The organism is Orbaceae bacterium lpD02, from assembly GCA_036251875.1.
Taxonomy (GTDB): domain Bacteria; phylum Pseudomonadota; class Gammaproteobacteria; order Enterobacterales; family Orbaceae; genus Orbus; species Orbus sturtevantii.
This window is the reverse complement of record CP133960.1, coordinates 373,570-394,261: the sequence shown is the minus strand read 5'-3', so window position 1 is coordinate 394,261 and position 20,692 is coordinate 373,570. Positions and strand designations below refer to the sequence as shown.

Sequence of the window (20,692 nt, the reverse complement as noted above, 5' to 3'; positions counted from 1 at the left end):
AAACCCAATCTAAAGTTTTAAGGTTTCAGCTGCCATTGATACAAGCCAAATACTGGCAACAATAAGAGTTACACCGACCACAATGATTATGGCCAATTTCGTCCATGTTCCTCTCTCATCTCCAATTTTGTTGTATTCAGATATTGCATTTTTAATGGTTAAAATAAAGATAACGGAGACAATAATGATTCCGCCCAAAACGACCCCATCGTACAAAAAAGCTTGCATATTATCGAAAAATCCTGCTTGCTTACCCTGTTTCGGATCTTGAATTTCCGGTATTTTGGCTACTGCATTTGTCCCTAAAAATAGAAGAGACAGTAATAGACTGTTTACCGCCGATTTGATATAACTTAATTTTTTTACTACTTTAAACATGACTTTTTCTCCTAAAAAAACGAATGATTAAAAATAAAAAAAACTACTCAGTATTAAAACTATCAAAATCCCACGAATAATGATGCCTGGTGCATCCCCCATTTTTACGCTCTCATCATCTACCCCTTTTAAAATACACAGTATGATGTAAGCCAACATTAAAATAACGCCGGCCATGCACACTGCTGCAAAGAAATTAAATGAATCGTCCATCGTGATGTTGCTCCCCGCTAGGAACGCGTCTTGGGTTTTTTGCGTAATATCAGTCATGCGCCGACTCGTCTTGGTATTCACCGGTTATGACCGGAAAATTTAGTGAACGCGGCTGCATACGACTGGGAGAGAGGTAATTTTCTATTCCCAGAATGATCTGATTAATATCACTTTGTGCTGCTTGATAATTAAAGTGATAGCGCTGCGCTTGCTCGGTGCCTGAGACAATTTCACTTCGTAGTAAAGACTCTTTGACTTGGGTGAGTTGTTTGGTGATTAATGCTAGCTCTTCCTTTTCCGTTGCCTGAACGATGTTCGTACCAAGCAACAATAAAGTAAGTATACAAAGCACTCGTTTAGATAGACTTATTCGCATAATGATATCTCCAGTTTTGTACTGGATTACTACTATATTGATTAAAAATTAAAAATCAGCAAACAAATCAGTTTTGGTTTTGACAATTTATTTCGAGAGCGGTAAAGGGAGATTGGTTATTGATATGGGTAACTGATGTGGATCAATTGCTACCCTTTAAATTGATAGCAATTGACGAAAATTTTAAAGCAATTCGCAACAGGTATTATAGGCAAGCTCAATCAAGTTACGTTTCCTTTTATCATCATTACCCTTTGTGTTGATTAAATGATTAAAAAAGTGCACATCAAATACAATTTCTTGGGTATAAATATCATTACCCTCATAGGCAACAACAAAATCCAGACTTTCAGTATATGATTCGTCTTCTTTTTTCACTTTATGCCGCGTGAAATAAAAGGTTAAATTTGCAAATTTTCCCGTTTCATTAACCACTTGGTCTGCGTTCTTACTAGCAAATGTGAAAGGTGTAAGCGTTAATAGTGCCGTTTTTAACGCCTCATTTTTAAAAATAATACGCCCCCTTAATGTTTGTGAATTCGAAAAATAAGCAAACATCCAAGGAATATTATGCAATGAGGAAAAGCGGTATAAATACCCCTGTTCGGCTACATAATTCTTTAACATATCAATGGCTAACGTGTCACTCAATTTAATACCTATATCGTTTTCTAACACATAAACAACACGATCAAATTGCTCTACAAGTAATGTCAAAATAGTTTTCGATAACGCATTAGGCTGATGTTTGTTTGTCATAACTTAAATTCCTATTTATTAACTCAAAATTAAATGTATTTTTTAAATGACCCAAAGGTAATGCTTAGACTCATGCCAAATAACACCGCCATTGGAATAAAAACAAGATTAGGGTGGATAGAAAACGGAACAGACAAATAAATTAACCAGGCAATAATAAGTAGTGGCTTAATCCATGCTTTGGCATGATAATAGAGAAAACTTGACTCTCGCCCTGCACCAAATCGGCGGATATCACGCCTAACGAGCCCATCAACCGCACCAACCATGGCAGCTAATAAAAATATCGGCGTTGATAACACCAAAATAGTGAGTCTCACCAAAAATACTAAAATGATATTAATCACAGCCTTAATATAGACACCAAATGAACTAACCAGCTGAGCAAAAGAACTATTTTTATCACTTACTGGCCCATTAATCATATCAATTAAACCCGTTTTAATTGCGAGCAGTTCGTAGGTATCTTTGACCAACCTCTCCGTGTACCTAACCGGGTCAGAAAGAATAAAACTCTCGACAAAATCATGTGACAAATAACCAAACTCGGTATCAAGCATCATTTCACTGTGCTTATCCCCTTCCTCTGGCCAAAAAAAGGTGATCCCCACACACTCAATGATGATGCTCATTAATAACGAAAAAAAGAGCGTCGCAAGCAAGGTACCAATCAAACCGCTAACGCCCGTTTTTGACTTTGTTTGTGTTGCCTTTGATTCTTGTGTTTTTTCATTTGCCATGATTAATTTCACTCTCGTTATCGTTCACCTTCCTACCCGCTATAAAGGCACGTTCATCTTCGCTTATCGTCAAGTCATCGGCAAGCAGGTCAGTGCCATCATGCTGAGCTGACTCAGTGGAGGGATCCAAATGTAAAGCGATACTTTCATCCTGGTTCATGTCGGGTTCAGTCCACCCCATTTCGGCACCTACCCACCAGTTCTCTCCCGTGGCATAGGTTTTTCTCATCTCATCGGCCAATGTTTGGATCGTCTCAGGGATCAGATCATCGTCATCACTTGAGGGCAGTGGCATACGCACTTTATATAACACACCACCTTCCATTAACACAAAGGCTTGCCCTTTAGGGAGTTGTATTAGTTCAGAAGGTTCAAGTAACGGCATCGATTCGGTGCTGATTCTATCTTGTGTTGATGATGTGAAATCGGTTTTTACATCAGGACTAGGGGTATCACTGGCTCCTGAGACAACGGTATTTTTGTAAATATCGACTTTTGGCAGCTGCGTTGTAATAAGCTCGGCGGTTTTGGTTTCACGCACTCGCATCATGATTATATTATTAAAGTTACCTTGTACTTGTCCGGCTTTTGCTGTGCTGCCTACTTTAACTTCAATATCCGATATCGTTTGGGTATAGGCGGTCACTTGAATCCCTGAACCTCCCGCTTTATTGACTAATGGAATAAATTCATCACCCATAATTTCATTCACCTCATCAGCATGGAGACAGATATTCACTTTATCGATGTTTTCACCAGGTAACCCATCAAACACACCATGTTTATAGATATAGCCTGAGATTGAAACTAAATCGGCTAACATCGAGTTTCCGACAGCTGCACTCACAACAGAATCGGAAAGGGCATCAAGTCCAACATAGACAATCCCTTTTTTACGAATAACTTGGCTCCAATCAAAAATCGGGCGGTCATCATTCAGATCATGATAGTTTGGTGCGAGTAATTTTGCCGTTTTACCGGTAGTCAGTTTCTCTAAAAAGGGCATTAAAGAGGCAACGATTTTATCAAAATAGGTCTTATCGTACTGAATGGCTGAACGTAATCCCTCAAGCACATCGTCTCGAATTTTATTAGCGGTGACGTACTCATAGAGCGCAACCACTTTTTTATCTCGCCCTTTCATGGCAAAAGAGAGATTTTTATCATTCACATTGCTGGCCATTTCACTGATAGTGACCCAAACTTTAGGATCGTGTTTATCAAAGTAGTGCTGTGCATATTCCAAAAATAGGCTATCCATATTATTGGTATAGCGGCTAATTTGGACAAAATCGGGGAGACGGCCCAGTTCAATTAACGCTTTCGTGACAATATTCACAAACCGCCAAGCAAACTCTTTAAACGCTGCACTATTCCCTTCACCGGCAAGTTGAGAGGAAATACGCTGAGCCACTTCGGTAATGCGACTAAAACGACCAATCGCATTATAGCGAGCTGATATTTCAGGATAGCCTAAATGAAAAACATAAAACTCATTCTCACGTCCATTACGTCTTGCTTCTGCGTACATCCGTTTGAGTAAATCCGCATCCCCTTTAGGATCAAAAACAATAACCGGATCACCTCTGGCAATATCTTGCGTGACGAGCACTTCAAGTAATCGAGTTTTCCCAACGCGCGTGGTGCCGAGCACTAACGTATGCCCGACCCGTTCCATGATCGGCATCATAATATCCGTTTCGTTGATTTCAACGCCGTGCAAAAAGGGATTTCCCCCAACCGGCGGTAACGGCTTTACCGGGTTAAACCAACTATTTGATCGAGTTAACCTTGCGATAATATTTTTTTCATATTTTTTTTCAAAGTACCTTGCTGCTTTATAAAACCATGACGGCTCAACAAAGCGTTTATACTCTTCCCTGCGACACAAAATAAGTCGTTGCAAGTGACGCTGCTCCCATTTAAACCCTTTACCTAGGAATAAATAACGATGACTTGTTGGAATTTGGGCGCTACTGAGGGAATAATAAGGCAAACGTTTAATATTCCGTTTATAGCGGATGATTAACAGCCCTTGCCGCCCTCGGTATAGACCAAAAGCAAAAAACACCGCAGCAACGCCGATACTTACCGAAGGCGCAAGCGCAACCGCCCACGGCGCAACAAGGCAAATTATGCCACAGACAACCGCAGTGACGGCACTATACATTTCAGATGCAGGCCGAAATATCGCTTCAATGCCATGTTCATTGCTCATAGTTATTGCTCCACCGCTCGATGAGTGATAAGCGCCGGGTAATGGGTAATGTCAAACTTCTCGGCAAGTTCATCCCCCTTGACCGCATACAAAGGAATATCAGTTAATGCTTTTAAGGTATTAAGCTCATCCGTATCATCGATATTAACCACGACGCCAACCAATCCGTCGATGGTTACCAAATCATCATGTCGAGCGTTTAACCACTCGATTGACAGATCATCATAGCCAATGATGATAAACGGCTGTAACGTAGGGTAATCAATCTCATAAGCGTTAAAACGAGCGGGGTTAAGACGTTCACTGTGCACCGGCAAATAAAGTCCCTCATCAATTTTTATTTTTTCAGGAGCAAGGCTTTTTTGTTGTGCTTTGCCTACCTCATCTTGGGGATCTAACACATCATAAAAAGCGTCCATTGAACGTCCACCGTAATCACTTATCACCGTTAACTCAGCATTAGCAGAATTAAGTGTTACAATACAGAGGGAAAGAGCCCATAAGGCAACGTATTTTTTATGAGGTAATGTCATTGTGAGTCCCCCAATTCGATTTGTCGCCATTTACCGCTTTTTTGTTCCTGTAGTAATATTGGGGAAACACCTTTACCAATTTGCATCCATTGGCCACTATCATGATTAAGGGTAATATTTCCGTCTTGCACGCGTTCGACAGGGACCGTATGGATCTCAGCCCACTGCTGAATTAACGAATCATCATCATTCGTGCCGAGTAAATAAACGTCCATTTCCTTACCCGTTTTTAAGGCTTTTTGTAATAAGTTCGCCCCTCTGACACTGTCATTAATATCAACAAATAGCACCATGCGCTGCCCCTCACGATTTAACGGCGCAACAAAATTAGGGTTATCATCCAGCTCGACGGGCAACACATCGGGGTAAAGGCGTTTAAACATCGTGTCATAGACACGTTGAAACTCCAGCTCTTTGGTCGTGCGCTCAAACTCTTTTTTAGCAAGCAACATCGCGTAGCGCTCTCGCTCTTCTTGCGTCTGCGCTTCTACGCCAAGCGTTGTGAGTGGGTCGAGATTTGGGGACCAATACCCTCGCCCGCCCTTTTCATTGATAGCTTCAAACTTAAGCCACTCTTGAACGGTTAGCCCCCAAAAACTGGCTTTTTCTTTAATTATTGCCTCTTGCTGGGTTTTAATATCAATTTGCTCATCGTGTTGATGCCCTATGGTCGTGCTCTTACTCTTCGTAGCTGATTCAATCGATGTTTCCCAAGGATTAATGATAGAAGGACCTGGTATTGCTCCAGCTAAAGCAGTTTGATGAAATGATGTAATTAACAAGAAAAGGGGGAACATTCTTAGTTTTTTTAACGGCATAGTATTACCTCTCGCTAATAAGTTGTTATTATTGTTCGATAGTCAGTGTATAAATTTGCTGCCCGTTGATTAATTTCACCGATTGATTCTCGATGTTTAAAACCCGCCAGTTATCGACGAGACTGCCCACATTTAAAAATTTGAGTTCAGACAAAGATGCGTTATTTTTAGGTGACAACACTGCCCATTTTTCGCCTGAGCGGTACTCAATACTTGATAGTAGATAGGGGAAATTAGTCACCTTACTGATATTTTTTTTTGCAGCTGAAGCAGATGAATAGACTGTTTTAGTGTTTTGATGTGACAGCATCGAACTGATTTTTTGAATAATCTGAGACTTAAATTCAGTAAAGGCGCCGATAATATCATCTAACGAAAGTTGCTGTGCGCGTTGAACCGTTTTAATCGAATCAATATCGACTTCGGTATTTTTCACATTCACTTCAATATTATCGAGTCGACTATCTAAATTTTTGTCATTAACGATGGTTTGTAATAAGCCAATATCTTGCTCATGACGTGCTGTGCGAGTATTTAGGTTATCATAATCCACCATGATTTTCTTTTGCTCGAGTTCGATTTGATTCATGCGTTGCTCGAGTGCCGTGATGGTATCCATCATGGTGTAATACGCATTAAGTTTAGTTTCAAGTTCCGTAAAGTTACTGGCGGCAATGTGATGATTATTACTAATCTGATTGCGATTAGCGAGCGATACAATGAGTGAAGCCAGTGATAACAGAAACAACAATATGGCGACGAAACAAAGAGCGATGATGCTTTTAGCCGTCTTATTCGACTGATTAGTATTAAGGTTACTCATGATGTTTCCCTTCATTTTTTATAAACTTAGACTCAACTAATTTTTTTGTGCTCAATAAGGGGGATTTGATTTCTTTTGGAGGCACCGGATAAGATTCAATTTCGATGTCTATTTGCGGTTGAATTTGAACTTGCTCGGTTGGTACTGGTACTGGCGTTACAGTACTGGGTTTAATTTTTATTTGATAGCCACTATTTAATTCAAAGCATACTTCACGCTCAACTTCATCGACCGTTAATTGCCACGCCGGACCTGCCATAATTTGCAATGCATCACTTAATTTAACGGGACCAAGTTTATAATGGATTTTGGGGAGATTTTTGCTATACAGTACATTAACTTGAGTATTTTGACACAAGATAAATCCCGATTGATTTAACGCATAATTCATCCCATCTTTAACTGAAAGAGAGAGTCCTTTTGGGATAGAGGTATCAATTATTTGGTCTAATACAGTGTTTTGTAGTGGCTGCTCAAGTTCAACTAACGTATAGCGGTCGGTTTGTATTGTTTGTGTGTTTTTAGGCTCAGCCTGCAAATATTTTTGTGGTTCCTTGGGTTGGTCTAACGAACGAGGAACGGGTTTATTGCTACACGCTGATAACATAAATAGAGGCAACAAGACGATTAATCTAATTTTCATTGCATTTCCCTTAAAAGAATAAAGTAGAGAGTAAAATGCCAACGAAAACGTATACCGTAAATAAACAAATCAATATGTAAAATTGTAAAAAAACCACGTTCAAAAGAGCGTGGTTTTTCTCGTACTAGCCCATTTACAAAATGGGCAAGCCGGCGAAGTCGAATAATAATTAAAATTAGGCTTGGATATCACTCAATAGATCGTATCAACACTGCACGCTATCCCCTCAAAGTCATATTATGCAATATCTCACTCACTTCGGTTCGCTATTACGTTAGCTGAGTTGAACCGTTAAAACATCATTTACCTCATTGATAAATGTGCCTAGGCACGCGTTAACGCACTAAGGGCTACTGATTTTGAATACCATTCAGTCATTGGTGAGGTGATTTAAACAAACAAGGTAAATACAGCTACTTATGACTATAACAACAGTACTTGTATTTACCCTATTCATTTAAGAAATAGGAAGGAACAAGCACTACCTTGTTCCTCGTGGTGCAAAAATTCAATTTACTTTGAAAAAGGTTAATTACATCGACCCTCATATGCATACGCTATCCCACTAGAGTTGCACAGTTGTAACTTACAGAGAGTTGCTACAAGCAGCCATGATAGCTGTCATGGACTTTTTGTGCCTCGATTAATCCGGGTTAATGAAAATTAATCTTAGCGAGTTGTGTGATTTTATGACCGCAAAATCAACAAACACCGGAGTAAGGTTTTATTGTGGCATATTCTGCCTAACTTATCAACCTACGTCACTTTGCCGTAATGCGCTCACACCATCTCAATTCTTACGTTACACTATTTTTTGTTACTTTGTTTTTTTCGCTTGATGTTAATCATGTGTTTACAATTTGGGTAGGCTGAGCAGCCCCAAAATGAACCATAATCATTTTTGCGTTTCACCATCGGCTTACCACATTCAGGGCACGTTTTTAATCCCTCAACTTGCGCTATGTGTATCTTTTGTTGGCTCGTATTCTCAACCACGATTTTAATAAACTGACCTTGCCTCGTCATAAAGCTTTCAAGTGTTTGCTGGCCTAGTTCAATATCTTTTAGCGCTTGTTCCCATAGTGCGGTCATACCCGGGTTTTTAACAATATCGGGAAGCGCATCGATTAAGCTCTGACCCACTGCGGTTGACATAATGGCTTTTTTCTGACGCTCAATGTAACCCCGCTGTTCCAAGGTTTTAATCATTGATGCACGGGTTGCCTCTGTACCTAGCCCGGCATTTTCTTTCAGTAATTTTTTTAACTTAGGGTCGTCGACAAAGCGGTTAATATTAATCATGGCATTAAGAAGGGTATCGTCAGTATAAGGTTTTGGCGCACTGGTTTGCTTTGCTATAATATCACCTTTAACGATTGGACATTTTTCACCTTGTGATAGAGCTGGGAGTGATTGATTTGTGTCAAGCTCGCCTTCCAATTCACTTTCTGAGCCCATTTTAGTAAATAATTTTTTCCAACCAAGCACAACCAGCTGCTGGCCACGACTTATTAGCGTTTCACCGGCGCACTCAAATTCAACCACCGTCTTGTTAACTTCATTGACGGGTAAGAACTGCGCCAAGTAGTAGCGCCTAATTAGCTCATACACCTGACGCTCTATACTACTTAGTGAATTGATATTAAATTTTTGGGTGGTTGGAACAATCCCATGATGGGCAGTGATTTTTTCATCATTCCAGACTCGGGAGCGAAGGGTTGCATCAATCCCATTAACGGTGTCAATAATGGCTGGGTCAGCCTCCTTAATGGCGGCTAAAATCTGCGGTATTTCACTTATCATTGCCGTTTGTAAATACCCGCAATCTGTTCGTGGGTAGGTTGTCACCTTGTGCTTTTCATAAAGGGCTTGTGCAACATCAAGCGTGTGTTGTAATTCCATACCATACAGTCTGCTACACTGGGTTTGCAGTTCACTTAGCGATAAGCAGAGGGGTTGGTGTGATTTTGCTCTTTTTGTTTCAACTGAGACAATGCTTGCGTGCCCGGCGTTTTTCATCTGCACTAACGCTTGCCTTGCAGCCTGTTCATTAACGCAGCGCCCCTCTTCATCACATAAGTGTTCATTTGGTTGCCAATTGGCCATAAACGGCTGCATCGTGTTTTCTTTTGATAAAGTGAGCCCAATTGTCCAAAATGGCTTAGGAATGAAGTTTTTAATTTCTCTATCTCGGTTAACGATTAAATTTAGTGTTGGCGTTTGTACTCGGCCAACTGAGAGAACTTTACCCATAAAGCCGTTTTGTTTTGCAAGCGTGGTATAAAGCCGGGTTAAATTCATGCCAACTAACCAATCGGCCTGCGAGCGACCAAGTCCAGCAAGGTACATCGGATAAGTTTTACTGGCATCTTGAATTTGGCTCACCGCTTTACGCAGGGCATCATCATTATTAGACGAGGACCACAGTCGAGAAGTTTTACCCTGCCAACCAAATAGTTTAAGGAGTTCCCAGGCAATAGTTTCCCCTTCTCTATCAATGTCAGTTGCAATCACAATTTCACTGGCTTTTTTAACCAGCCCCTTAATTACAGTAAATTGCTTTGACGTCTCTTTTTTAACAACCATCTTCCAAGACGTTGGAATAATGGGTAAAAGATTCACATTCCACGATTTATACTGTTCACCATATTCTTCTGGCGACGCTTGTTCAAGTAGATGTCCCACACACCACGTAATCGCAATTTTACTATCGCTACTTTGATTAAACCCCTCTTTACGCAGGGTTGTACCGATAATGGCATTTAAGTTAACGGCTTGGCTAGGTTTTTCACAGATAAATAGTCGCACTATCATTACTCCTTATCGTTTGAATTTGAATTCGCATAACACTCTATTAACACTCTATTTAATTAAACATGCGAGTTACAATAACAAACCTCAAAGGCCCTAACCTAGCAACAAACCTATCTTAATGTATCGAATTTAATTGCACAGTCCAATACTCAATAGATACGCATTTTCACGATAATAATGGGTAGAATTTACGCATTTTAAACTACAAAATTAACAATAAGGAACCATGATGACAGGATATGAATTAAAACTTTGGCGACGGGGATGTGGGTGGTGCCAAGAAATTGCCTCAGAGCAGCTCGGCGTTACCCGAAAAACGTATGCAAGGTACGAAAAGCTTGATGACGTCCCTATGGCTATCATATTAGCCACTCAAGCGCTTTCATTAAAAAAAATGCTTACCGAATTCCAGGTAAGCACGAGGGAAAAAATCATAAAACGCATTGAGGTGCTTATTTCACAAACCTAATTAGTTGAGTGCTTTTTTGATTCGAGCAATAATCTCATTTTTTATGGTCGTTGACTGTGCAAAATAAATATAATTGCCGGTAATCTTAGTGCCTTTACCTGATTTAACTAATTTCATTTTAAGTGCAAGATTTGCACTTTTATGACTAAGATAACCATACCCTAAGTAATAATAAGCACTTGGATTTCGTTCATAATGATAGTAGGCATCAGACATAATGATTTCATCATCAGCACTATTTTTTTGTTTTATATACTCTGGTGACGGAAATTCGAATTCTGTTATCATAGCAGCAAATACAGTATCAACATCTTGCGGGACGGTTAATGAAAACTCCCCTCTTATTTCAGGTAATTTTTCACTACTACTCGAACTTGAACTTTGGTTTGAACCATTACCCGTATCAACACTAACCAAACTGCCTAATGTACTACTAATTGAATCGGTAAACTCACTCATTTGAGTTTGTGAACATCCTGATAAAAGTGCAATAGTAGCAAGAGAAACGATTAATTTTTTCATGAGTAGTTCCTTATTAATGTTATCATTTAATTTTAATCCTAGCGCTTAAAATACCTTATTTTCGTAATCTAAACCATGCAAATTATAATTGTTTAATAAATTCATATACGATTTTAGTACAGACAAACCATGCCTAACTGCTATCGTATATGAAACCCTATTCTCTCAATATTTTTTCACCTTATGCATTCTCAAATAGCGTGTATTGCGTGATTTGGATATTGCAAACCCAAGTCGCCAAAGGGAATATCATCATCAAAATCCATCGGCGGTTCGTTTACTGGAGGGGGTGTTTGGCTATTCGTATTGGGCGCTGATGAATGATTATTAGCACTTTTTCCCCATGATTGATTTTCACTTCCCTCTGATGTCGGCCGTCCCCCTAGCATTTGCATTGCGCCATTAGCCGTAACAACGATTTCCGTTGTGTAACGGTCTTGACCAGACTGATCTTGCCACTTACGGGTTTGGAGCTGTCCCTCAATGTAAATTTGGGCGCCTTTTTTAAGATATTCACCCGCAATTTCTGCAAGTTTACCGAATATCACCACACGATGCCATTCTGTTTTATCTTTTTGCTCACCTGTTTGCTTATCTTTCCAAGATTCAGACGTTGCGATACTGATATTCGCAACCGCCCCGCCATTAGGTAGATAACGAATATCTGGGTCTTGCCCCAAATTACCCACCAAAATCACCTTATTTATGCCTCGATTTGCCATTTTAACTCCTATTGTTTATTTTTTTATTGGTTACTATTTTCATGAACAAATTATTTTAACTCATGTGCTCCAGCAGCTAATTTCTTCATCAATAACATCATCAATGTCATCGATGGTCACCGAATTTATTGATTCAATATTTTTTAACTGAAAAATAGAGATTAATTGCTCTGTACACGGGTAACACTGCCACCTTGCTATTTGCTTAGCTAATTGTTTGTTAAAACTGTTAAAACGTAAATACCATCGTCTTCGGACTCGTCTTCGTAACTTTTTAATTGCTCTTTCCATCTAAATCCTCCTCGTTGCATTAATGTCGTATTCACTTCTCTTATCAAAAAATAATATATCTATAATTCAAACTTAAAAGTCGTCTGGAAAATAGCGCTCAAACAATCTAATCCCCAATGCTAAAAACCCAATAATAATTGATTCCCAGAATAGCCAAACATGTCTCACATAAAATGATTCTGAATTTTTTTTATACATAATTATTTCACCACAGGTTTTAAATCAAATGTAAAATTTCAACGTTTATATCCTGTATCAAGCTCATCAAATTTAGGTAACAATTCAGTAATTAAATACCTCGTTCGGATAGCAACACGCATTTGAAAATTTAAAGTTAATCGGTCAATTTCAAGTTCTCGAATAAATTGTTTATCTGCATCACTCAAGTTACTGTGTGTAAACGCATCAAAAATAAGTTGTTTCCCCTCAGTCTCGATCCGTTTCGTTTTCCCATTGTTAATTTCTGTTTTCAGATATTTCCAACTCAAATAAACCGAGCCATTCTTTAAACGTCTTTTTTTCAAATAGAACGGTAAATATTTAATGGGTAATTTGTTTTTGGTGTCATTAATCAATCGCTGCGAGATTAACTCTAACCTTGAAATATCAAACTCAATTTCTTGCAAAAGTGTTTCATATTCCCCCTTACCTTTAAAAGGCTTTAAAAGGCCTTTTAGGGTTAGGTGTTGTTTTGCAAACTGGTAATCAGTGGGAGACAATGTGTCGGCATAATCCTCTTCATAAATTTGACTCATTCAGGCGCTCCCACATGTGCGTTATTATTCGTTACCGGTGCTCTGTCTCGCAATTTATCTGCACTCAGTATTGAGTCAGGTATAGGACCTAATTGTTCAATTGCCTTTGCAGCCATTGGTGTATTTTCAATAAAATCTTGTCGTGTCACCCCTAAATGTTTGTATTTTGTCGTGTAGGTGATTAATGACCGGAGTGCATGAGCAATCAGATGTTGCCTATCTGATGCATCATTTCCTGTGATTAATGAGATATGCTTAGCTAATTGCACTTTTCGAACAAACAAATCAAACTGACACAATAAGAAAACCAATTGATACCCACTTGGCACATTGATAAACAGGTTTAAATCAACGGGTTTGATGGATATTGCATCACCCGCTTTAAACCCTGTTGGTACTGATTTAAGTACTTCATCAATACTTCGACTTTCGATATCTAATGATTTTTTTATTTTATCAATTTGCTGATAAAACTCAGTCAGGATTAAATCAGCATACGGATCATCCAATCGTGTTGCTATTTCAATTACTCGCAGATGCGTAATTGCTTTTGTCATACTTTGAATTTGATATTTATCCTCTGTTTTCTTTCGACCCTGCCAAATCTGGATAGCAGGAATAGTATGTAGTTCGATCCTAATATCACTTCTTAACGCCCCAACTTGGTTATTCTCATTTTGTTCCATAGCTAAAGTCCCCTTTTGTTATTTTTAACCTTTGTCACCCGGGGTGACAGTGTTCATTTTTTAACCTTTGTCACCCGGGGTGACAGTGTTCATTTTTTAACCTTTGTCACCCGGGGTGACAGTGTTCATTTTTTAACCTTTGTCACCCGGGGTGCCACTGTTCATTTTTTAACCTTTGTCACCCGGGGTGACAGTGTTCATTTTTTAACCTTTGTCACCCGGGGTGACAGTGTTCATTTTTTAACCTTTGTCACCCGGGGTGCCACTGTTCATTTTTTAACCTTTGTCACCCGGGGTGACAGTGTTCATTTTTTAACCTTTGTCACCCGGGGTGACAGTGTTCATTTTTTAACCTTTGTCACCCGGGGTGACAGTGTTCATTTTTTAACCTTTGGCGCCAGTGGTGCCACTGTTCATTTTTTAACCGCTGTAAACACTGTTTACAGTGCCTATTTTTTAACCTCATTGCCTATCATTGATTTAAGTGGATTAAATAATTCATTCAAACGCTCCTTGCTAACCACTTGTTTAACCGTGATAGTTTGCTCATAATGGCTACTTGGTAAACTGTTGTTTACTGGGCTATCATTCGAAATAAGGTTGTATTCACCCCTGGCTGCTTTTTGAATATTCGTAACCAGGTAAGCCGTCATGTTTTTAATTTGAGCGATATCAGTCTTTGAGATTGACTGCAATATTTTATTGACCAGCGCTAGGTTAATTTCTGTTTTGCAAATCACGTTTGTAATATCACGTAACCCTTTCTCTGATAAACGGGCTTTCAAGTTAGTAGGGATAACGAGGAGTGTGTCTTTACTCGTCATTTCAGTAGTAGTACTACTATATATACTACTACTAGTACTACTAGAGGCCTCATAAACGCTTGATTTTATAGGCAGTTCCTTTTTGGAACTCAGTGCATTTTCACCCAGTTCCAAATTGGAACTCAGTGTTTTTTTACTCAGTTCCTTTTTGGAACTCAGTCTATTTTTACTGAGTTTATTTTTGGAACTCAGTGTATTTTCTAAATGAACAAGTAACGAAGGGGCTATCTCATCGATATTATGTGTAATCACTATCTCTTTTTTACCTTCATTCATTTGTAAGAAAAGATTATCAGATTGCTCTCTCGTGCTTAGATAGGTTTTAACCTGGTTATACGTCAAGATAGCAAGGGATTGTGATATGTCTTTTTTACTCATTAATGAGGTTAATATGTGATTCACGCTTTCATCATTTTGTGTGATGATTTCAATGAGCGATAACTGAGTGTTATGAAGCATATACACGTTGCCGGCAACTTGCCCATTGTCGCCTCGGATAACTTTAAACGATAACCAACCCGATAATACGAGCCTTGATAAAATCTCTCGGACCGTTTTACGGGACAATAAACCACCTAGGTTCCCCCACAACTTTTGCAGATTATCATACGTTGGAAAATAATTACGGTTTTGTTGCAGCTCAATATAGAGTCGTTGCCAGGCATATTTATCAACTGAGGTAATAGTATTATCAAGCAATAAATCCCGAGGAAACGAATCATACTGCTGCCCCATGAATAAAACAGCCATCGGTTCATCCGGTGATGAACTGGTTTGTTTTTGTCTAATGAGCGCCTGACTGAGTACGTCGAGCTGATGAGTATGTTTACCTGTTAACATCGTGTTAATTCACCTATTAATTACTGATTTTTATTACTAATTAATGGTTCAAGCTCATTAATTACTGAGGTTAACGTTAGAGGCTCTGTTTCATCACTGAGCATCGATACATGTTGAGTGATATCCATATAAGCGTGTAAACGATGTTCATCATCTGACTGCTCAATATGCGGATTATCTTTCTTTTGTAATACCCATTTTTCCCAAATAATAAGCTTCTCTTGCTCACTCGGCTTACGGAGTCTCCCTTTAGAAATTGACAAGTCTTTTAATTTTCGAGAAGAACTAATGTCCGTTGTCGATAAACCAAAATAGTGATTTAACACCTCAATTGACGCCCCCAGTGAAATAGCCTTATCAATGACAAGTGAACGAGCTTCATGCTCTTGTGCTCGATTTAAAACAACATCAAACATTTGGTGATTAATATTCACATCGATTATTAACACTTGAGAACTGGCAATATGCACGATTTGGTTATAGCTCAAATCTTTCATTCGCTGTAATTGCGCCAGCGTAAACCCCATATCAATGAGAGATTGGATTTTGCCTTGAGTAATGTTGTTTTGAACCATATGCAAAATCGATAAATTTAAATTACTTTCTTTGATTTTCATCTCGTTCACCTATAATTTAATTATTGTTCTTTGATAAAAATTGTCCTAAAAGTGTGTCATAAACCCGCTTTAAGCGGATAATTCGTAAGAATTTAATCACGATAAAATCATTAAACTCTGTAATTAAATAGTTTAAATGAATGGGTTTGTTATCATTTTTGTCGGTTAATAATGAAACTAATATTTGATGTGCTGTTTGCTTTTTACTATCTTGCTCCTCTTCATCAGTAAGCGGATTAAATCCCATTACCGTGATTCGGTTAGGTCTATCAATAGAGAAAGGAGCCATAGCTTGTGCATCGATGCGCAGTTCCCTTAATATATCAAGCACATGCCCAGCAATATCGCTAAAAATATATTCATGCGTGGTCATATTTTCGGTCAGTTTCCAAATGTCTAAAATTGGCATTTTTTCACTGCCGCCAAAGGTATTCAGATTGACGGTTATGCTAAAATCTTTTGGGAACATTTTGCTAAAATCAGTATTTGCAGCGTAGGATTTAACCACCTCCTGAATATCAGCACCAGCTTTGGCAATGATGTCACCATTAGCGGCAAGTGTGTACGGTAATTCAGTCGCATCATTACCCTCCTCGCTACCTGAATTTAAAGCCGGTGATGCGAAAGAGCTCATGCTGGGTTCATCACTTCCGTTATGAGGACGTGATACCTGTGACAACAGATTATTTGTCGTTGGTTCAGTTATTGACGGCTTAACCGTTTCACTTTTGTCGCTTGGGGGCTGAGCAGCATGACTAGACTTAACCTCAGTTGAACTGCCCTGTGGCGTTGCAATGTGAGTGGGTACCGGCACGGGCTGCCTCACATCAATTGGCGGTAACGGCTTACCGTTGTGATTTTTCTCTTGCAGTTGAAATTCAAATACATTGTATTTAATGTTCAGCGCTCGAGCAAAATAGCCAAACATCTCATCTTGAAGATGGTCATAATTAAAAAGTTCAGGCTCTAAATCAAAACCACTTAACACCAAATTAAAGCCTTCAACAAAAGCGGTATCATCAATAAATTTACCACTTCGTTGATATAAATCTTCACACACAGCCCTGAGTGTCAAAATTTTTTCTATTTGATTCCGACTTAATCCTTGTTTTAAAATCTCGGGAATATACGGATAGAGGTACTCCATGGTATTAAGCATTTTAGATATTAACTGAAAAGAAATAGGGTACCCGTCTTTTTTAAAGCGGTCACTGAGCTCCCTTGACGATAAACTCTTGCCTAGTTCACGCTCATATAAGGCTTTACTTTTAGATACCCCTACAGCTTTTTCAATAAAGGTAAAATCATCACGTAGTCCATTTTCGGTTAAGTGCCCAATAATCGATTTAATCTCACCTTTCCACGGTCTGAATAAACAATTAATGGTATAAAATCGTTTCTCACCGGTTTCTTCATATAACTCTTTTAAGATTTGTAGTCTTGTATTTCCCCCATCGGAAATCACATATCCGTCTTTACCTGGCATTTTTGTAATAACCGGCGGCTGGTCAAGCCCTTTTTCACGAATAGATGACTTTATATCGTCATAGAGTGCATTGCGTTTAAAACGTGGCAAGACTTCACTTGGACTAAGCTGGTCGATAGTCACTTTCATTGGCATTTCATTCATGTCTATTTTTTGCGTAGCTCTATCGACGCCACCAGGAAAACCGGCACTTATACGCTCATTAAGTATGTCGGTAGATGATTTTTTCGCTATATTAGTCATATTAGTTCTCTCCTTTCGCTAAATTACGATAGTGCATACACGGTCCATTAAATTGTACTTTGACACTGCCGACGGATGCATTACGGGCTTTAGCAATGATAAATTCGCCCATCCCTTTAAATTCAGTGTGTTCGTTATAAACTTCATCTCGATAAAGTAAAATAACGCTTGTGGCATCTTGCTCAAGTGCACCTGACTCTTTTAAATCTGACATTAACGGCCGTTTATCAGGCCTGTTTTCAACAGATCGATTGAGTTGAGCGAGAAGAACTAACGGAATAGAAAAATCTTTACATTGAATTTTAAGTTCACGGCTAATGGTACTGACCTCTACCGCTCTATTTTCAATTTGCTTAGCGCCTAATGACATAAGCTGCACATAATCAATGCCGACAAACTGAGGGTGCCCGTGCAAACGGATATAACGTTGCAATTTACGTCTTAGTATTGACGGGGTTAAATGCGCTTCGTCATCGATAATGAGCGACGTTTTGAATTTTAATAAGAGTGCTATTGCGCTCGATAGTTTGCCGTAATCACTGTCATCGAGATGTTTATTTTTTATATCAATAAATGGCACGCCTGAGAGAATAGAAATAATGCGCATCATAAGAGACTGAGCGTCCATTTCCAAACTAAAGATAACTATCGGCGCTATGGGTTCGTCAGGATGACTGCTTGCACGGATTATATAATAGCAAATAAGTGAAATTAGCCAGGCTGTCTTACCCATCGAAGGACGAGCCCCAACGAGCGTAATTTCTTTCGGCTCAAGGCCCCCTATTTTACGATCTAAATCAGTGAAGCCCGTCGAAATAAAGGGTGAATTTTCACTTTCCAAAAATTCCATCACATTATCGAGTAGTTGGGTTACAGATAACGTATTTTTTTGCTGATAGGTATTTCCAAGTTTAAAGAGTTCAGATTCGATGTTGGCAATGAGTTCATTGCAGCTCTGTGAATCGGTAAAAACCGTTTTAGTCATATCATCATTAAACTTACTCATGATTGTTTGCAATTTACGGGCTTTAGTATAATTACGTAAAATTGAAAAATAATGCTTAAAATTAAGTGTGCTGGGGGTGTTTTTACTTAGCTCAGCAATATAAGCAAGCCCACCGCACTGTGTTAATTGTACATCTGTGAGTGATTCTGACACAGTGACAATATCGGCACTTTTGCCTTGATCGATTAATAATTTAATTGCATTAAAAATAATCTTGTGTTGAGGCTTTTGAAAATCATCAATTGCCAAATCGGCTGCATTGTCAATCTGATCATTATTAATTAATAGTGATCCTAGTACCGATTGCTCAACTTCAATACTATAAAATAAGTTCGCCATGCTCCCTCCCTAAAAATAACAAATAATGCTGGCATAAATTAAACAGCATCGCTTAACATGAACCTATCAAACTGCGTTTGAAATTCAGGTAGCACCGTCATGCACAAATAATAAATATCTTCTTTAATGGTTTGTGCTTGTTGTTTTGTTATTTTGTAGGGATGAATGATACTTTTATCATTCTCTGCATAGCTTTTAAACGCGGGTATGCCTAACGACGCAGCCACTTTATAACTATTTTGTTTTTTAATGTCTTTGTCTAAAATCGTAATACTAAAAGGCAGTGATGTTAGCCCTGCCACTTGTTGATTAAAGAGTGCTTTGATCCGTTTACAATCATTATTTTCTTCTACTTTATTAAAAAAGGTATAAACAGGCGGTAATGCAATCCCATACTCAGTAAAGGGGATAAGGCTTCTAAATAGGTTGGAGATTGTCCCTCTCAGGTATTCCCGGACACCTGGCATTGATGCTTCAAGTGGAGAAAGAACAACATCTGCGGCCAGAACGGCCATATTAACGGTTTTATCAACCGTGCCGACAGTATCAATTACAATGACATCGTACTCGTAAGCAACGAGATTTAGACATGATTTAAGCCGAATAATGCCGTCAGCGGAAGCATTTAAATGAGATACTATTTCTTGCCTAACACTATTTGATGACATAACATCTAAATTAGGTGTTGTAGTAGTCGATATAAGATTATTAAGATCGGTTTCGTGCGTAATGAGAAACTCATACACACCAAAAGGCGCTTCATTTAGCAATGGAAAATAGGAACACGCTGTTGGCTGCTCTAAATCAAAATCGAGTAATAAGGTTTTTAATCCAGATGATGCGGTGAAGGCAGCGACATTAACTGCTGTGGTAGACTTGGTTGATCCGCCTTTGGTATCGGCGATGGTGATAACTTTCGCTTTTTTAGCCATTGTATTAACCCTTAATAAAATATTATTTAAAGGCTTCAATTTAAAGCTAATTGCGGAAAGTTAATTGTATTAAGTTGAAAGGAAGATGTTAATTGTATTAAGTTGAAAGGAAGATGTTAATTGTATTAAGTTGAAAGGAAGATGTTAATTGTATTAAGTTGAAAGGAAGATGTTAATTGTATTAAGTTGAAAGGAAGATGTTAATTGTATTAAGTTGAAAGGAAAATGTTAATTGTATTAAGTTGAAAGGAAAATGTTAATTGTATAAAATCGAATGTAAAAAGTTAATGATTAAAATAAAATAGTAACTAGCTTAATTAACTAAAGTGAAGAGCAGTTGACTCTTAATCAATTGGTCGTGGGTTCGATCCCCCCACAACCCACCATTTAAAACGTTATAAATCAATAAATTGCTTTTAAAATCAAACTCTCCATATTGAATAAACATTAACCAGTGGCGATAAAATGGCGGTTGAATAATTTCTGTAAAATATCATGCCCTTCAAAAACAAAAAAGGCTTTCTCAAGCCCTTTCATTATAAAATAAAACACTATTTAAACTTTTTTTTCTTTTTATGTGTTTGTTTTGGAATTTCCAATCGCCCTAATAGGATAATATAAGAAATTGTAAAAAAAAGTTGTTAT

General features: G+C 38.5%; 22 protein-coding genes. 1 reads left to right on the top strand and 21 read right to left on the bottom strand.

Features of this window, described 5'->3' with window-relative positions; genetic code table 11:
• Positions 1-9: 9 nt before the first annotated feature.
• The 11 genes from RHO12_01770 to RHO12_01720 form a co-directional block, all read right to left on the bottom strand.
• Positions 10-378 (bottom strand): TIGR03745 family integrating conjugative element membrane protein, encoded by a 369-nt coding sequence (locus RHO12_01770; protein WVD66510.1) that lies wholly within the window; start codon positions 376-378, stop codon positions 10-12.
• Positions 379-405: 27 nt separating this feature from the next.
• Positions 406-648: a hypothetical protein gene (locus RHO12_01765; GenBank protein WVD66509.1), complete on the bottom strand. Its 243-nt coding sequence runs from the start codon at positions 646-648 to the stop codon at positions 406-408.
• Positions 641-967, bottom strand: a complete 327-nt coding sequence (locus tag RHO12_01760; GenBank protein ID WVD66508.1) for an RAQPRD family integrative conjugative element protein — start codon at positions 965-967, stop codon at positions 641-643. The genes RHO12_01765 and RHO12_01760 overlap by 8 nt, the downstream gene beginning before the upstream one ends.
• A 183-nt stretch (positions 968-1,150) precedes the next feature.
• The gene (locus RHO12_01755) at positions 1,151-1,726 is read right to left on the bottom strand and encodes a hypothetical protein (GenBank protein WVD66507.1); all 576 of its coding nucleotides are present in this window, start codon (positions 1,724-1,726) and stop codon (positions 1,151-1,153) included.
• Positions 1,727-1,755: 29 nt separating this feature from the next.
• Entirely contained in the window at positions 1,756-2,466 is a 711-nt protein-coding gene (locus tag RHO12_01750) for a TIGR03747 family integrating conjugative element membrane protein (GenBank protein ID WVD66506.1), read from the bottom strand.
• Positions 2,456-4,684, bottom strand: a complete 2,229-nt coding sequence (traD, locus tag RHO12_01745) for a type IV conjugative transfer system coupling protein TraD (GenBank protein ID WVD66505.1) — start codon at positions 4,682-4,684, stop codon at positions 2,456-2,458. Before traD ends, RHO12_01750 begins: the two co-directional genes overlap by 11 nt.
• Before the next feature lie 2 nt (positions 4,685-4,686).
• A complete protein-coding gene (locus RHO12_01740) occupies positions 4,687-5,217 on the bottom strand; it encodes an integrating conjugative element protein (protein ID WVD66504.1) in 531 nt (176 codons plus the stop codon).
• Complete coding sequence (locus tag RHO12_01735) at positions 5,214-6,035, bottom strand: TIGR03759 family integrating conjugative element protein (GenBank protein WVD66503.1); 822 nt, start codon at positions 6,033-6,035, stop codon at positions 5,214-5,216. The genes RHO12_01740 and RHO12_01735 overlap by 4 nt, the downstream gene beginning before the upstream one ends.
• A 28-nt stretch (positions 6,036-6,063) precedes the next feature.
• Complete coding sequence (locus RHO12_01730; protein WVD66502.1) at positions 6,064-6,858, bottom strand: hypothetical protein; 795 nt, start codon at positions 6,856-6,858, stop codon at positions 6,064-6,066.
• Positions 6,851-7,501 (bottom strand): hypothetical protein, encoded by a 651-nt coding sequence (locus RHO12_01725; GenBank protein ID WVD66501.1) that lies wholly within the window; start codon positions 7,499-7,501, stop codon positions 6,851-6,853. The genes RHO12_01730 and RHO12_01725 overlap by 8 nt, the downstream gene beginning before the upstream one ends.
• An 807-nt stretch (positions 7,502-8,308) precedes the next feature.
• On the bottom strand, positions 8,309-10,315 hold the full coding sequence (locus RHO12_01720; GenBank protein WVD66500.1) for a DNA topoisomerase III: 2,007 nt from the start codon (positions 10,313-10,315) through the stop codon (positions 8,309-8,311).
• A 226-nt stretch (positions 10,316-10,541) separates the two neighbouring features.
• Between RHO12_01720 and RHO12_01715 the strand changes: the two genes are divergently transcribed.
• A complete protein-coding gene (locus RHO12_01715) occupies positions 10,542-10,784 on the top strand; it encodes a hypothetical protein (GenBank protein ID WVD66499.1) in 243 nt (80 codons plus the stop codon).
• Here RHO12_01715 and RHO12_01710 read toward each other — a convergent pair whose 3' ends face one another.
• The 10 genes from RHO12_01710 to RHO12_01665 all read right to left on the bottom strand — a co-directional run bounded on the left by RHO12_01710 (position 10,785) and on the right by RHO12_01665 (position 20,047).
• Entirely contained in the window at positions 10,785-11,306 is a 522-nt protein-coding gene (locus RHO12_01710) for a hypothetical protein (protein ID WVD66498.1), read from the bottom strand.
• Between the two features lie 191 nt (positions 11,307-11,497).
• Positions 11,498-12,028, bottom strand: coding sequence for a single-stranded DNA-binding protein (locus RHO12_01705; GenBank protein WVD66497.1), 531 nt, complete (start codon positions 12,026-12,028; stop codon positions 11,498-11,500).
• A gap of 60 nt (positions 12,029-12,088) precedes the next feature.
• Positions 12,089-12,319, bottom strand: a complete 231-nt coding sequence (locus RHO12_01700) for a hypothetical protein (protein ID WVD66496.1) — start codon at positions 12,317-12,319, stop codon at positions 12,089-12,091.
• A gap of 236 nt (positions 12,320-12,555) precedes the next feature.
• On the bottom strand, positions 12,556-13,074 hold the full coding sequence (locus tag RHO12_01695) for a DUF3158 family protein (protein WVD66495.1): 519 nt from the start codon (positions 13,072-13,074) through the stop codon (positions 12,556-12,558).
• Positions 13,071-13,760 (bottom strand): TIGR03761 family integrating conjugative element protein, encoded by a 690-nt coding sequence (locus tag RHO12_01690; GenBank protein ID WVD66494.1) that lies wholly within the window; start codon positions 13,758-13,760, stop codon positions 13,071-13,073. The genes RHO12_01695 and RHO12_01690 overlap by 4 nt, the downstream gene beginning before the upstream one ends.
• Before the next feature lie 449 nt (positions 13,761-14,209).
• A complete protein-coding gene (locus RHO12_01685; GenBank protein ID WVD66493.1) occupies positions 14,210-15,424 on the bottom strand; it encodes an STY4528 family pathogenicity island replication protein in 1,215 nt (404 codons plus the stop codon).
• Between the two features lie 20 nt (positions 15,425-15,444).
• Positions 15,445-16,041 carry an STY4526/YPO1902 family pathogenicity island replication protein gene (locus RHO12_01680; GenBank protein WVD66492.1) on the bottom strand — a complete coding sequence of 199 codons (597 nt, stop codon included), beginning with the start codon at positions 16,039-16,041 and terminating at the stop codon, positions 15,445-15,447.
• 16 nt (positions 16,042-16,057) lie between these two features.
• Positions 16,058-17,770 carry a hypothetical protein gene (locus RHO12_01675; protein WVD66491.1) on the bottom strand — a complete coding sequence of 571 codons (1,713 nt, stop codon included), beginning with the start codon at positions 17,768-17,770 and terminating at the stop codon, positions 16,058-16,060.
• Position 17,771: 1 nt separating this feature from the next.
• Complete coding sequence (locus RHO12_01670) at positions 17,772-19,115, bottom strand: replicative DNA helicase (protein ID WVD66490.1); 1,344 nt, start codon at positions 19,113-19,115, stop codon at positions 17,772-17,774.
• 38 nt (positions 19,116-19,153) lie between these two features.
• Positions 19,154-20,047 (bottom strand): ParA family protein, encoded by an 894-nt coding sequence (locus tag RHO12_01665; protein ID WVD66489.1) that lies wholly within the window; start codon positions 20,045-20,047, stop codon positions 19,154-19,156.
• Positions 20,048-20,692: the final 645 nt, after the last annotated feature.

Coding starts and splice junctions, on each gene's coding strand:
- RHO12_01770 (WVD66510.1), bottom strand. CDS start 378: ATGTTTAAAGTAGTAAAAAAATTAAGTTATATCAAATCGGCGGTAAAC.
- RHO12_01765 (WVD66509.1), bottom strand. CDS start 648: ATGACTGATATTACGCAAAAAACCCAAGACGCGTTCCTAGCGGGGAGC.
- RHO12_01760 (WVD66508.1), bottom strand. CDS start 967: ATGCGAATAAGTCTATCTAAACGAGTGCTTTGTATACTTACTTTATTG.
- RHO12_01755 (WVD66507.1), bottom strand. CDS start 1,726: ATGACAAACAAACATCAGCCTAATGCGTTATCGAAAACTATTTTGACA.
- RHO12_01750 (WVD66506.1), bottom strand. CDS start 2,466: ATGGCAAATGAAAAAACACAAGAATCAAAGGCAACACAAACAAAGTCA.
- traD (WVD66505.1), bottom strand. CDS start 4,684: ATGAGCAATGAACATGGCATTGAAGCGATATTTCGGCCTGCATCTGAA.
- RHO12_01740 (WVD66504.1), bottom strand. CDS start 5,217: ATGACATTACCTCATAAAAAATACGTTGCCTTATGGGCTCTTTCCCTC.
- RHO12_01735 (WVD66503.1), bottom strand. CDS start 6,035: ATGCCGTTAAAAAAACTAAGAATGTTCCCCCTTTTCTTGTTAATTACA.
- RHO12_01730 (WVD66502.1), bottom strand. CDS start 6,858: ATGAGTAACCTTAATACTAATCAGTCGAATAAGACGGCTAAAAGCATC.
- RHO12_01725 (WVD66501.1), bottom strand. CDS start 7,501: ATGAAAATTAGATTAATCGTCTTGTTGCCTCTATTTATGTTATCAGCG.
- RHO12_01720 (WVD66500.1), bottom strand. CDS start 10,315: ATGATAGTGCGACTATTTATCTGTGAAAAACCTAGCCAAGCCGTTAAC.
- RHO12_01715 (WVD66499.1), top strand. CDS start 10,542: ATGATGACAGGATATGAATTAAAACTTTGGCGACGGGGATGTGGGTGG.
- RHO12_01710 (WVD66498.1), bottom strand. CDS start 11,306: ATGAAAAAATTAATCGTTTCTCTTGCTACTATTGCACTTTTATCAGGA.
- RHO12_01705 (WVD66497.1), bottom strand. CDS start 12,028: ATGGCAAATCGAGGCATAAATAAGGTGATTTTGGTGGGTAATTTGGGG.
- RHO12_01700 (WVD66496.1), bottom strand. CDS start 12,319: ATGGAAAGAGCAATTAAAAAGTTACGAAGACGAGTCCGAAGACGATGG.
- RHO12_01695 (WVD66495.1), bottom strand. CDS start 13,074: ATGAGTCAAATTTATGAAGAGGATTATGCCGACACATTGTCTCCCACT.
- RHO12_01690 (WVD66494.1), bottom strand. CDS start 13,760: ATGGAACAAAATGAGAATAACCAAGTTGGGGCGTTAAGAAGTGATATT.
- RHO12_01685 (WVD66493.1), bottom strand. CDS start 15,424: ATGTTAACAGGTAAACATACTCATCAGCTCGACGTACTCAGTCAGGCG.
- RHO12_01680 (WVD66492.1), bottom strand. CDS start 16,041: ATGAAAATCAAAGAAAGTAATTTAAATTTATCGATTTTGCATATGGTT.
- RHO12_01675 (WVD66491.1), bottom strand. CDS start 17,770: ATGACTAATATAGCGAAAAAATCATCTACCGACATACTTAATGAGCGT.
- RHO12_01670 (WVD66490.1), bottom strand. CDS start 19,115: ATGGCGAACTTATTTTATAGTATTGAAGTTGAGCAATCGGTACTAGGA.
- RHO12_01665 (WVD66489.1), bottom strand. CDS start 20,047: ATGGCTAAAAAAGCGAAAGTTATCACCATCGCCGATACCAAAGGCGGA.